This window comes from Massilia sp. FBCC-B171, from assembly GCF_059134155.1.
Genome location: NZ_CP101443.1, coordinates 3687680 through 3700708, shown reverse-complemented (window position 1 = coordinate 3700708; position 13029 = coordinate 3687680). Strand labels below are relative to the sequence as shown.

Genomic DNA, 13029 nt, shown 5'->3' with positions numbered 1-13029 from the left:
GAAGTCTCCAGTGATGTTGTGGTCGATATGACAGCCTTACCTATCGTACATCATCGGTTGATGGCGGTGATATGCATGGGTAAAAACGCGCGGCGCCGGGACGCCGCGCGCTGTACGCTTACTTCTTCGCCGCGAACGCCTTCTTCAAGGCGTCCGCCGCAAACTGCTCCGCTTCCTTCGCCTTCGGCACGACTGCGCCCATGCCGAAGAACTCGTGCGCCACGCCCTTGTATTCCTTGTAGCTGACCGTCACGCCATCTTTCTTGAGCTTGTCCGCATAGGCTTTACCTTCGGACAGCAGGGGATCGATCTCGGCCGCGATGATGGTGGCCGGCGGCAGGCCCTTGAGCGAGGCGGCCTTCATCGGCAGCGCGTAAGGGCTCTTCGGGTCGCCCTGGTAGTGCTTGAAGAACCAGCCCATCATCGCCTTGTTCAGCGGCTTGGCGTTCTCGTTCTGCTTGTACGAAGGCGTGTTCATGTCGTCGTTCACGACCGGGTAGACCAGCAGCTGGTGCAGCGGCAGCGCCACCTTCTTATCGCGCGCCATCATCGACACCACGGTCGCCAGGTTGCCGCCCGCGCTCTCGCCGCCGACTGCAACGCGCATCGGGTCGCCGTTGATTTCCTTCGCATTCGCGAGCACCCACTGGTAGGCCGTAAAGGCGTCGTTCGGCGCGGCCGGGAATGGATGTTCCGGCGCGCGGCGGTAGTCGACCGAGACCATGATCGCGTTCGCCATCTTGGCCAATGCGCGCGGGCTGGCCTCATACACCTTGGTGTCGGCGATCACGAAACCGCCGCCGTGGTAGTACACCATCACCGGGAACGGGCCTTTGCCTTCAGGCGTGAAAACATGGATCGGGAAGCTGGCGTCGCCGCTGCCGATCGTCCTGGTCGTCATCGTCACGCCGGGTTCCGGCGCGGTCGATTTCTTCATGTCGGTCAGGACCTTTTTCACCGCGTCGGCCGGCGTGGGCTGCTTGCGCGCTTCTTCCGGGGTCAAGGTCTCGATCGGCTTCGGATTGAGCGAAGCATGGGCGTCGAGCACCTTCTGCATGTGCGGTTCGGCCTTCGGTGCCTTGGCAGGCGTCTGGGCCCAGGCGCTGGTGGCGAGCAGGGCTGCGCCGGCGATCAGCGTCAGTGGAATTGCTTTCATAAAGGCTCCTTAATTATCGAATTTGACATCACGCGGCGCGGTGCGCCGTCCATGATCACGAATGACAGCGTCGCTGAAGCGAACTGGTCCGTCCGTGCGCGAACGCGCATTTGACAAATCTGATGATTCAGGCGCCTCCTGCGGGCAGGCGGGGGTTTGTGGTGTAATTGTGCTCTTTGCTTCATTAATGTTTTATGCGCGCAACATTTAACCAATGGCTGCACGGCTTCCTGCCGCAGCCTCTTCCGACCGGCAAGTTCGAGCCCCTGCGCGCGGCCCTCGGCGCCTGCATCGGCCTGTTCGTCACCGCGCTCCTGACCCATGTGCTGGCGCCCGGCCTTGCCGCCTGGCTGATCGCGCCCATGGGCGCCTCGGCCGTGCTGCTGTTCTGCGTGCCGTCCAGCCCCCTGGCCCAGCCCTGGGCGGTCGTGGGCGGCAATACCATCTCGGCCCTGATCGGCTACGCCTGCGCCCACCTGGTGCCGGACGCGCTGCTGGCGGCGCCGCTGGCCGGGTGCCTGGCGATCGGCACCATGTTCGCGCTGCGCTGCCTGCATCCGCCGGGCGGGGCGGTGGCCCTGACGACGGTGCTCGGCGGGCATGCGGTGTTCGACGCCGGCTGGATGTTTGCCTTGAGTCCCGTGGCGCTCAATTCGATCCTGATCGTGCTGGCGGCGCTCCTGTACAACAACCTCACCGGCCGGCGCTATCCGCACGCCCAGCATGCGGCCGACCGCAACCTGCACGGCACGGGCGATCCGGCGCCGAACGCGCGCCTGGGCATCACCGAGGAAGACCTGGAAGCGGCCCTGGTGCGCTATGGCGAAGTGCTCGACGTGAGCCGCGACGACTTGCTGGCCATCGTCGACGACGCGCGCCAGCTGGCGCTGCACCGCCATTTCAAGGAGCGCACCTGCGGCGAGCTGATGTCGACCCAAATCGTGTTCGTGTCCCCGCGCGACACGCTCGCGCATGCGCGCGAACTGCTGCTGCGCCACCGCCTGCAGTCGCTGCCGGTGCTGGACGAGACGCGCCACCTGCGCGGCGTGCTGGCCCAGGAAGACCTGCTGCGCCAGGCCGGCTGGGGCGCGCGCCTGCGCGAGCTGGTGCCGGGCGCCGCCCTGCGCGTGCAGGATGCGATGCAGCAGCGCGTGGCCGCCCTCGCGGTCGACGCGCCGCTGGCGCAGCTGCTGCCGCTGCTGAGCGACGGGGGCTACCACCAGGTGGCGATCACGGAGAAGGATGGGGTGATGGTGGGGCTGGTCAGCCAGTCCGATTTGCTGGCGGCGCTGTGCGAGGAGCGGCTGGAAACGGCCGCCTGATTAACGCCCCAGCCGGTGCTGCGCCACCTGCACCAGCAAGGCATTGAGCGCGTTCAGGTCCACCGGCTTGGCAAACAGCTCGTCGAACCCCGCGCCGCGCGCCTCGTGGCGGTCCTTTTCCTGGGCATAGCCGGTAATGGCGATGAGCACCGCGCCGCGCGTCTCGGGTGCTGCGCGCAGGGCGCGCGCCAGGTCGAAACCATCCATCCCGGGCAAGCCGATATCGAGCAGGCAGACGTCCGGGCCGAAGGCCGGGAAGTCGCGCAAGGCATGCCGGCCCGAATGCGCCGTCGTCACCTCGTGCCCGTAGGCCTGCAGGAACATGCACAGCGTGGCCGCCGCGTCTTCGTTGTCGTCGACGATGCCGATGCGCAGCTGCGCCGGCGCGCCGGGGTTCGCCGCCGGCGTGATGGCGCCCGCGTCGGCCGCAGCGCGCGCCAGCGCCGGCAGGCGCACGCGGAAACGGGTGCCGCGATCGAGTCCGGCGCTGTCCACGGCGACCGTGCCGCCATGCAGCAGCAACAGGCTTTTCACCAGGGCCAGGCCGATCCCCAGGCCGCCCTGGCTGCGGTCCAGGCTGCGTTTGCCCTGCGAGAACAGCTCGAAGGCGTCGCCGATCAGTTCCGGGCTCATGCCGATGCCGTTGTCGCGCACCGTGATCAGGTGGGTGTCGCCGTCCGCTTCCAGCAGCACTTCGATCGCGCCGCCGTTGGGCGTGTACTTGGCGGCGTTGCTCAGTAAATTCGTCATCACCTGCACCAGGCGCTTGCGGTCGCCCAGCACGATCGAGGGCAGGGGCGCGAGCTGCACCAGCAGCCGGTGCGCGTGCTTTTCGACCAGCGGGCGCACCTGCTCGATGGCGTCGGCGATGACGTCCTTGATATCGATTTCGGTGCTGGTCAGGTCGACCCGGCCGCGCGTCACGCGCGAGACGTCGAGCAGGTCGTCGATCAGGCCCGTCATGTGTTTCGCCTGGCGCGCGATGATGGCGCTGGTGCGGCGCACGGTACTCGCGTCGATCGCCTGGTTCGAGAGGATGGCCGCCGCCGAGGTGATGGGCGCGAGCGGGTTGCGCAGTTCGTGCGCCAGCATGGCGAGGAATTCGTCCTTCTTCTGGTCGGCCTGGCGCAGCGCTTCCTCGGCCTTGATGCGGTCGGTGATGTCCATTTGCGCCACCACCGCACCGATGATCTCGCCGGCGTCGTTGCGGACCGCCGCGCCCGAATTCAGCACGATCCGGCGCTTGGCGGGCTGGTCGAAAGAGGCCACTTCGATCACCTGGCGCGGAGAAGGGATCCCCGCCAGCGCCTGGCTTATCGCCCAATCCTCCATGCCCAGCGGCTGGCCGTGTTTGTCGGACCCGTCGGCCCACCAGCCTTTCCATTCGACATACTGCTCGATGCCGGCCGGCGTTGGATGGAGGCCCCAAATCCTGCGGTTCTCGGCATTCACATGGACCACCGCCCCGTTGGCATCGGCCATGATGATGCCGGCCGGGACCGCTTCGAGCAGGGCACCCAGGCGCTGGCGCTCGCGCTCGGCCTGGCCGGCGGTCTCGAGCGCATGGGCCTGGCTGGCGCGCAAGGCCGCCTCGGTTTCCTTGCGTTCGGTAATGTCGCGGTAAAACACGGCCAAGCCGTCGTCGGCCGGCATGGCGCGGATGTCGAGCCAGTAGCTGTGCCCGTCGGGGAAAATGTAGTTCTGCTCGAAGTTGACCGGCACCTGCTCCGCCAACGCGTGCCTGTACTGATGGGCGGAAAACGAATCCTCGGAACCGGGCCAGGCTTCCCAGTGCGTGAGACCCAGCAGTTCCTCGGCGCTGCGTGTCTCGTAGCGCAGCGCCTCGGTATTAATTTGGCGCAGGCGAAATTGCGCGTCGAGCAGCACGAAACCTTCGTCCATGCCTTCGAACAGGCGCTGGCAGTGGTCGCGCTCGCGCCGCAACTCTTCCTGGACCGCCTGCTGGTCGCGCAGGGCCTTGTGCAGTTCGATCAGGCTCATCACCTGGCGCGCCATGGTTTCGAGTACGGTCGCCTGCTGCGGGCTCAAACCCGCGGGCCGCGGCGCGAGATCAAGCACGCACAGGGTGCCGAGCACCATGCCCTCGGGCGTGACCAGCTGCTCGCCGGCGTAGAAGCGCAGCCCGGGCGCGCCCGTGGCCAGGGGATTGTGCTCGAAGCGCGCGTCGAGCAGGGTATCGGGCACCACCATCCGGTCCGGCTGCAGCAGCGCGAACTTGCAGATCGAATCGTCGAGCGGCATTTCGCGCGTGCCCAGGCCAAGCTCCGACTTGAACCACTGGCGGTCCTCGGCCAGCAGGTTGACCGCGACGATCGGGGCGTCGAGCAGCTGGCCGACCAGGGCGACGATGTCGTCGAAGGCGCGCTCGGTCGGCGTGTCGAGGATGCCGTAGGCGTCCAGCGCGGCAAGACGCTCGCGTTCGGTGCGGGCAGGGAAGGGCGCGTTCATCGGCGTGGTCTGTTAAAAAAAAGTTAAGTCCGAAGATGATACGCGCATGTGGCCCGGTATGCGGAGCGCGGCGCAAACGGATCGCGCCAGGACGAAAAAAAACCGGGAAAATCCCGGTTTTTTACGCATGCCGCTTAGGTCGTCTCGGCGCCGCAACACTTCTTGAACTTCTTGCCGCTGCCGCAAGGGCAGTCGTCGTTGCGGCCCGGCTTGGGCGTCTCGTGGCGCACGGTTTCGACCGCGGCCTTGCGCAGCGGCAGCCAGTAGCGGTAGATGGCCGGCAGGTTCGCTTCGATCTCGAGCGCCAGCTGGTGCGCCTTGGCCGGGTCTTCGACCAGCGGCAGTTCCGCTTCCTCGATCTCGTCGGCGCCCAGCAGATAGAGGGGGCGCATCAGTTCGGCGACCTCGGACTTCCAGATCGGCTCCCACGACCCCGGGCGCAGTTCCATGCCTTCCCAGAAGCCCCAGCACCAGGCTTCGCCGTCGATCAGGGTCTGGCCATTGTGTTCGTGTTCGCAGTACAGCGGCTCGAACTCTTTCGGCGCGACTTCGAAGGTGATCAGGACTTCGTTCATGAAACGCATGATCAGGTTGAGGATGCGTTCCTCCTCCTTGGCGTTCTTCCACTTCGGCGCGGCGCCGTCTTCCTGGCCCCAGACGCGCGGCAGCCATTCTGCCGGCATGATGGTTTCCGGCCCGATCGCGATCGCGGTCAGGTAGCCGTGCAGGGTGTCCATCGTCATCGCATCTTCCGGGCTGCGCTCGGAGAGGAGGAACTGGTCGAGTTCGTCGAATTCTTTTTCGCTCAGGGGCTGTTCGAGTTGCATGGTTGGGGCTCTTAATTCAGTGAAGTCTGCCAGTTTAACGCTTGCGGGCGGTATGCGTACTAAATAAAGGCGCCGCGCCGTACAATGACGACATGGATAAAGAGTCTACTTCAGCAGGGGAAAGCCCGGCGCACCCGTTTTCCAGGCTCGACCCCAGCCGGGTGCTGGACGCCGTCGACAGCGTCGGCCTCTTCGGCGACGGCCGCCTGCTGGCCCTGAACAGCTATGAAAACCGGGTCTACCAGGTTGGCCGCGACCAGCAGGAGCCGGTGGTGGTCAAGTTCTACCGCCCGAACCGCTGGAGCGACGACGCCATCCTCGAAGACCATGCCTTCGTGGCCGAACTGGTCGAGCACGAAATTCCGGTGGTGCCGGCCATGACCATCAATGGGCGCACCCTGCACGAATTCGAGGGCTTCCGCTTCGCCGTCTTCCCGCGCCGCGGCGGACGGGCGCCGGAACTGGACAACCCGGATACGCTGGAATGGATGGGCCGCTTCATCGGGCGCATCCATGCCGTCGGCGCCGTCAAGCCGTATGCGCTGCGCCCGGAACTCAATCCCCAGACCTTCGGGCGCGAGCCCTTCGATTTCCTGCTCAGGCACGACTTCATCCCGCTGGAACTGCGCGCGACCTATGCCAGCGTGGTCGAGCAGGCGCTCGCGGGCGTGGCCCGCTGCTATGAGCGCGCCGGCCAACTGCCGGCCCTGCGCCTGCACGGCGACTGCCATGGCGGCAACGTGCTCTGGACCGGCGACGGACCCCATTTCGTCGACTTCGACGACAGCCGCATGGGCCCGGCCGTGCAGGACCTGTGGATGCTGCTCTCGGGCGAGCGCCAGGACATGGTGCGCCAGATGGCCGACGTATTGGCCGGCTACGAGGACTTCTGCGATTTCGATCCGCGCCAGCTCTACCTGGTTGAAGCCCTGCGCACCCTGCGCCTGATCCATTATGCGGGCTGGCTGGCGATGCGCTGGGACGATCCGGCCTTCCCGGCGGCTTTCCCCTGGTTTAATACGCAGCGCTACTGGCAGGACCGTATTCTCGAGCTGAGGGAGCAGGTCGCCCTCATGGACGAGCCGCCCCTGTGGCCAGTCTGACGCGCCAGGTTCAAGCCTTGAATTGCGCGTCTTTCACGGTGCAGTTCGGCGTGCCATGATTGCCCGGTTTCGCCGATAATGAAACAGCCCGAACTGCGCGCCGCCACAACGAGAACAATCATGGAACAAGCCCCAGCACCAGACGACGATACCGACTTCACCATCGACATGCCGGCCTCGCAGCTCCAGCACGTCCCGGCGCCGGCGCCGTCAGCCGAGCGCGGCGCGCTGGAAAAGGCGGCGATCAAGGAAGCGATCGCCCGTGTGGAAGCCGAAGCCAAGGCCAACGTCGCCGCCGAAACGCGCGCCCACGCCGAGGCGCGCGCCCGCTCGCTGGCCGAGGAGCGCGCCGCCCTTGACGCCGCCGCCGCCGCCGCGGCCCTGGCCAACGCCCAGGCCTCGGAAGAAGTCATCGAACTCAATCGCGATCGCCTGGAAACCCTGCGCGCTGCCGCCCAGGCGTCGAGCGAACGCCTGGAAGCGATGCGCCTGGAGACGGCCGAGCTGCGCGCCCGGGTCCAGTCCGACACCGAAGGGCGCCTTGCGGTCGAGGCGCGTTCGCGCGCCGCCGACGAAGCGCGCCGCCGCGCCGCCGAACAAATGGAAGCCGAGGCCGCAATGGCCCAGGAAGCCGCGCGCGCCGCCGAAGACCTGCTGGTCGAAACCGAGGAAGCCCGGCGCCAGGCCGCCGAACGCGTCGCCGCCGTGCAGGCCGCGCGCGAAGAAGTGCTGCACAGCGCCAGCGCCGACGCGCGCGTTGCCGTGCTGGCGCGCGAGCGCGAACGGGCCGAAAAAGCCGCGCGCCAGACCGCCGAAAAACTGGCGCAGGTCGAAGCCGAAGCGCTGGAACTGGCCTTGCAGCGCGAACGCGCCGACCAGGTGGCGCTCAGTTCCGCCTTCGCCCGCGCCACGGCCGAAGCGCGCGCGCTGGAGGAAGCGCGCGCGCTGGCCCACGTCGAACATGAGCGCGAATCGATCGCCCGGTCGCAGGCCGATTCGACCAAGATCGCGGCCGACACCCTGCGTTCGCGCCTGCAGCTGGAAAAGGAATTGCGCGACGCCGCGATCCACCGCGAGCGCCTCGAACAGACCGCCGCCTCGACCGCCGAAGCGCGGCGCGACGCCGAGGCCCGTATCGCGGTGGCGACCGAAGCGCGCATCGAGGCCGACCGCAAGCTGCGCGAAATCGCCCTGGCGCGCGCCGAAGCCGAACACGAAGCGGGCCAGCAGGTGGAAGTGCGCCTGCAGGCCGAAGCGGCAGCGTTTGCGCACGCACGCGAGCGCGCCGAGGCCGACCGCCAGGCCGCGCTGGCGGCCGAAGTCGACGCCAGAGAGCAGGAGCGCGAGCGCGCGCTGGCCGAGGAACGCGCGGCCCAGGCCCGGCTTGCGGCCGATGCGCGCGCCCGCAGCAACGCGGCGCAGGAGGCCGAACTGGCGCTCGCCGGTGAAACGATCGAACAGGAACAGCAGGCGGCCAGCCTGGCCGAGCAGCGCATGCGCGAAGCCGCGCTGCTGGCGGACGCCGAACGCGCCCGCCATGACGCGGAAAGCCTGGCCCTGGCCCAGGTGCAGGAACGGCAGCAGGCCGAACGCGCCCTGACCCAGGCGGCGGCTGCCGGTGCCGAGGCTGAGGCGGCCCAGGCAGCCGCCCTGCACGAGCAGGCCGAGGCCGAGCGCCGCGCGCAGGACGCCCAGCAGGCGGCGCTGGAAGCCCAGCAGCTGGAAGCGGCCAAGCTGGTAGAAGCGGCGGCGCAGGAAGAAGCCGCGGCGGCGGCGGCCCAGGCCGAAGCCCAGCTTGCCGCCGAACTGGCGCGCCTGCAGGGCGAACGCGCGGCCGTCGAACAGGCGCGCCTGGCGGCCACCGAGGCGGCGCTGGAAGCCGAACGGCTGGCGGTCGAAGCGGGGCGCGAAGCGCTGGCGCTGGCCGAGCAGCAGCTGGCCGCGCAGCAGGAGCAGTTCGAGCGCGATACGCGCGCCAACGCGGCGGCGGCGGCGCGCCTGGCGTCGGAACAGGAAACGGCGCTGGCAGCGCGCGTGCGTCAGGAAGCCGAGGAAGAAACGGCGCGCCTGGCGCGCGAACACGAGCTGGCCGAATCAAGCGCCGCGCAGGCGGCGCTCGACAAGCGCGACGCCCAGCGCGCGCTGCTGGAACACGCCCGCGCCCACGCCGACATGCAGCGCCGCACCGCCGCGACCACGCAGCAGATGGCCGACGCCCGGCGCGAGTTGCTGGAACTGGAAACGAAGCGCCTGGAAGAGCAGGCGGCCGAGCTGTCGGCGACCGAAGACGCCGTCAACGAGCGCCAGGCCGAACTGCGCCAGCGCACGGCATCGGAAAACATCACCCGCGAAGTGCTGGGGCGGCTCAAGAAGCAGCCGTCGGCGCAGCAGGCCGCGGCCAGGCTGGCCGAGGTGATCATGCACCAGCGCAGGTCGGTCGGGGAATAAGCGGAAACGTTACCGATATACCCGTAGGGTGGGCGGGTTCCCCGCCCACGCGTTCAAACAGTGTAGAGACGCAAGGCAGGAACGTTTCGGCTGTGCATGCGTGCGTTGAACGCGTGGGCGGGAGACCCGCCCACCCTACGTCCCTTCGCTTGATATCATTTGCATATCACTCATTGGTGGTGATATGCCTTGAATATCACTGCGCCACCTTCGGCGCCTCGCTCGGCGACACCGGCGACTGCGGCCCGGTATTCACGCTATTCACGAAATACTCGGTCTCGCCGAAGCAGGCGGTCGGCACGCCCTTGTGCTGTTCGTAGCTGATCTCGACGCGCTGGCCCATGGTCGATTGCAGCTTCTGCACCAGGCTGTCCTCGCGCACGGTAAAGGTAAAGCGCTCGGGAATCGCGCCCGGCATGCTCGAGAGCAGGATTTCGCCTTCCCAGGTCTTGCACAGCCAGCCTTTTTTCGAGAACTTCTGCAGGTAGCCGGCACGCGTGCCTTCGGAATACGACCAGGTCAGCGTGAACCAGGTGTAGATCGCCATGATCACGGCCAGGGCGGCGACGAGGGACAGCAGGATTGCGACGGCGCGTCGCGGCAGGGCTTTCGGCATGATGTGGTGGGTTCAGTCAGTAAGGATGGGCCTCATTCTGCCACGCGCCGCCCGATTGTCAAAATGGCAGCGCACCCGTTTAATCCACTCTTAAGCAATCTCCTCCTTGCCATGTGTTTCCTCCAGTTCGCTGCGCTTGCGGTGCCGGATCGAGGACCACAGCGAGACCAGGATGAAGGCCAGGCCCGACAGCCCCGTGAACCATTCCGGGATGTGGTAGTGCACGCTGGCGAACATGATCAGCGCCAGGATGCCGATCGCGTAATGGGCGCCGTGTTCCAGGTAGACGAATTGCTGCAGCGTCCCCTTGTATACCAGGAACACGGTCAGCGAACGCACGAACATGGCGCCGATCGCCAGGCCCAGCATGATGATGACGACGTCGTTGGTAATCGCAAACGCGCCGATCACGCCGTCGAAGGAGAACGAAGCGTCCAGCACTTCCAGGTAGAGGAAGCCGCCGATGCTGCCCTGGGAAATCATCTTGCCCACGCTCGGGTCTTCTTCTTTTTCCTCCAGCAAGCTGCTGATGAAGTCGACCCCCACATACACCAGCACCCCCACCACGCCGGCGATGAGCACGGCCAGCTTGCGCTCCTCAATCATCAGGCTCATCGCGCCGCACACGGCCAGCAGCGTGAGCAGGATCGCCAGCCCTTCGGAGCCGTACTTGCCCACTTTCTCTTCGATCCAGCCCAGCCAGTGGAGTTCCTTTTCGCTGTCGAACAGGAAGTTCAGGAAAACCAGCAGCAGGAAAGCGCCGCCGAAAGCCGAGACCTCGGCGTGGTGCTCCATCAGGTGGCGCGAGTATTCCTTCGGGGTGTCGATCGCCATGTGCCAGACGTCGACCAGGCCGAGGCCCGTGGCGACCGAGACGATCACCAGCGGGAACAGCAAGCGCATGCCGAAGACCGCGACCAGGATGCCGACGGTCAGGAACAGCTTGCGCCAGAATTCGTTCCAGTGGCGCAGCACCGAGGCATTCACCACCGCGTTGTCGAAGGAGAGGGAGACTTCGAGCACCCCCAGCACCGCCGTGATCCACAGCGCGCTCAGCAGGCCATGCATGCCGCCATGGGTGTAGCCCCACCAGCCCGCGACGCCCATCAGTGCGATGGTGACGGCAAAGGAAAGCCTGAAATGGCGCATGGCCGCATCCTTACGATTGCTTTATTGGTTGAAATGCCACAGTTTCAGGAATCTTAACCGTAGCCGGGGCAGGGCGGCGCAGCGCAGGTCGCCGTAGCGCATTGCTTCTGCGATAATTCTGCCCGGCATATGTACCTACCAGACAAGGATTTCATGGACTTTACTTACCTCATCACGCCCTTCCTGACCTGGGCGGTCGTCGGGCCGATCAAATTCCTGATCAGCAGTGCGCGCCAGCGGCGCTGGGCCTTCAACCTGGTTGGAAATGGCGGCTTTCCCAGCAACCATAGCTCGGTCGTCACGAGCATGGCGACCCTGATCGCCTTGCGCGAAGGCATCGATCACCCGGCCTTCGGCGTGGCCGTCACCCTGGCCTTCATCGTCATGATCGACGCCAACAGCCTGCGCCAGCACGTCGGCCGCCAGGCCGCGGCGATCAATCGCCTGGCCATTGCCGTCACCGGCCACATCACGCTGCGCGAGCGCATGGGGCATACGCTGGTCGAAATCGGTGGCGGCATCGTCACCGGCGTCGGCATGGGCTTCCTGATCCACGCCCTCTTCGGCGGCTGATCCCTCCCTGCAGGTCCTCCGAAATGCATGCAGCTCATCGCACCATTTCGCAGTTCATCCCACCAAAATAACAACGGGCGGGATCGTCAATTGACGGGTTGGGCCGCCTCCTAGATACTGCGCGCTGACATGTTCCATCCAAATTCTATAAATACGTCACCAGCGTCCAACTCGGGAGATTCCTCAATGCTGCGCAACACTCTACTCGTCCTTGCCATCGCGTCCGCTCTCGGCGCCTGCAGCAAGGAGGCCAAGGATCCGGCCAAGGCAGACGGCAAGACCACCGCCTCCGCCGACCAGAAGGACACCAAGCCAAGCCAGCTGCTGGTCGCTCCCCAGGATTTGCTGACGGTCTCCAACGATTCGCTCGCCTCCGGCCCCGTGATTACCGGCTCGATCCAGCCCGAGCGCCGCGCCGACCTGCGCGCCGAAGTCTCGTCCGTGGTACTCCAGGTACTCAAGGAAAACGGCGAGCCGGTCAAGAAAGGCGACCTGCTGGTCAAACTCGACGAAACCGCGATCCGCGACACCCTGGTCTCGGCCGATGCCGGCGTGCGCGCGGCAGGCCAGGCGCTCGACCAGGCGAACCGCCAGCTCGAACGCCTGAAAACCCTGCGCGCCTCGGGCATGACCTCGGCCGCGGCCCAGGACGAAGCCGAAGTGCGCCGCAACACCGCCCAGAGCGAGTTGTCGTCCGCCAGGAGCCGTGCCGCGCTGGCACGCCAGCAGATCGCCCGCACCCTGGTGCGCGCGCCGTTCGACGGCATCGTCAGCGACCGCAAGGTCTCCAGCGGCGACACCGCCACCATCGGCAAGGAACTGGTCAAGGTCATCGATCCGGCCAGCATGCGCTTCGAAGGGCGCGTGTCGACCGACAAGATCAGCACGATCAAGGTCGGCCAGCCGGTCAAGTACCACATCAACGGCTATGGCACCCAGCAGTTCACGGGCGTCGTGAAACGCATCGACGCCTCGGCCAACGACATCACGCGCCAGGTCGAGGTGCTGGTCGGCTTAACTGGCGAACAACCCCGCGTTGCGGGCTTGTACGCCGAGGGGCGGATCGACGCCGAGAGCTCGAACGTCCTGATGCTGCCGGAAAGCGCCATGGTGAAAGCCGGCGACAAGACCTACACCTGGCGCGTCAAGGGCGGCCTGCTGTCGAAAGTCGACCTGCAGACCGGCATGCGCGACCAGCGCACCGGCAACATCGAGATCAAATCGGGCCTGGCCGCCGGCGACACCGTGCTGCGCAACCCGAGCTCGAACCTGAAGGATGGCCAGAAGGTCGAACTGACCGGTGCCGCCCAGGGCGCCGGCAAGACCCTTGCCAGCGTCGCGCCACAGCCGGTCGAAGGTAAATAAG

At 66.5% G+C, this 13029-nt stretch carries 10 protein-coding genes; 5 read left to right on the top strand and 5 right to left on the bottom strand.

The window, feature by feature from the left end:
* Positions 1 to 118: 118 nt before the first annotated feature.
* Complete coding sequence (locus NMB41_RS16770; protein ID WP_494378941.1) at positions 119 to 1156, bottom strand: alpha/beta hydrolase; 1038 nt, start codon at positions 1154 to 1156, stop codon at positions 119 to 121.
* A 194-nt stretch (positions 1157 to 1350) separates the two neighbouring features.
* Here NMB41_RS16770 and NMB41_RS16765 point away from each other — a divergent pair, with 194 nt between their 5' ends.
* Entirely contained in the window at positions 1351 to 2478 is a 1128-nt protein-coding gene (locus NMB41_RS16765; protein WP_494378940.1) for an HPP family protein, read from the top strand.
* On the opposite strand, the gene NMB41_RS16760 is transcribed toward NMB41_RS16765, so the two are convergent.
* Both NMB41_RS16760 and NMB41_RS16755 read right to left on the bottom strand, forming a co-directional pair.
* A complete protein-coding gene (locus tag NMB41_RS16760) occupies positions 2479 to 4947 on the bottom strand; it encodes a hybrid sensor histidine kinase/response regulator (protein WP_494378939.1) in 2469 nt (822 codons plus the stop codon).
* Positions 4948 to 5081: 134 nt separating this feature from the next.
* A complete protein-coding gene (locus NMB41_RS16755) occupies positions 5082 to 5774 on the bottom strand; it encodes a UPF0149 family protein (protein WP_494378938.1) in 693 nt (230 codons plus the stop codon).
* Positions 5775 to 5866: 92 nt separating this feature from the next.
* On the opposite strand from NMB41_RS16755, the gene NMB41_RS16750 reads away from it, so the two are divergent.
* Positions 5867 to 6877 (top strand): serine/threonine protein kinase, encoded by a 1011-nt coding sequence (locus tag NMB41_RS16750; protein WP_494378937.1) that lies wholly within the window; start codon positions 5867 to 5869, stop codon positions 6875 to 6877.
* A 120-nt stretch (positions 6878 to 6997) separates the two neighbouring features.
* The gene (locus tag NMB41_RS16745; RefSeq protein ID WP_494378936.1) at positions 6998 to 9325 is read left to right on the top strand and encodes a coiled-coil domain-containing protein; all 2328 of its coding nucleotides are present in this window, start codon (positions 6998 to 7000) and stop codon (positions 9323 to 9325) included.
* 196 nt (positions 9326 to 9521) lie between these two features.
* Here NMB41_RS16745 and NMB41_RS16740 read toward each other — a convergent pair whose 3' ends face one another.
* Both NMB41_RS16740 and NMB41_RS16735 read right to left on the bottom strand, forming a co-directional pair.
* Complete coding sequence (locus NMB41_RS16740) at positions 9522 to 9941, bottom strand: DUF8785 domain-containing protein (protein ID WP_494378935.1); 420 nt, start codon at positions 9939 to 9941, stop codon at positions 9522 to 9524.
* A gap of 90 nt (positions 9942 to 10031) precedes the next feature.
* Positions 10032 to 11090: a DUF475 domain-containing protein gene (locus NMB41_RS16735; RefSeq protein WP_494378934.1), complete on the bottom strand. Its 1059-nt coding sequence runs from the start codon at positions 11088 to 11090 to the stop codon at positions 10032 to 10034.
* A gap of 153 nt (positions 11091 to 11243) precedes the next feature.
* On the opposite strand from NMB41_RS16735, the gene NMB41_RS16730 reads away from it, so the two are divergent.
* Positions 11244 to 11663 (top strand): divergent PAP2 family protein, encoded by a 420-nt coding sequence (locus tag NMB41_RS16730; protein WP_494378933.1) that lies wholly within the window; start codon positions 11244 to 11246, stop codon positions 11661 to 11663.
* Positions 11664 to 11849: 186 nt separating this feature from the next.
* Positions 11850 to 13028 carry an efflux RND transporter periplasmic adaptor subunit gene (locus tag NMB41_RS16725; RefSeq protein WP_494378932.1) on the top strand — a complete coding sequence of 393 codons (1179 nt, stop codon included), beginning with the start codon at positions 11850 to 11852 and terminating at the stop codon, positions 13026 to 13028.
* Position 13029: the final 1 nt, after the last annotated feature.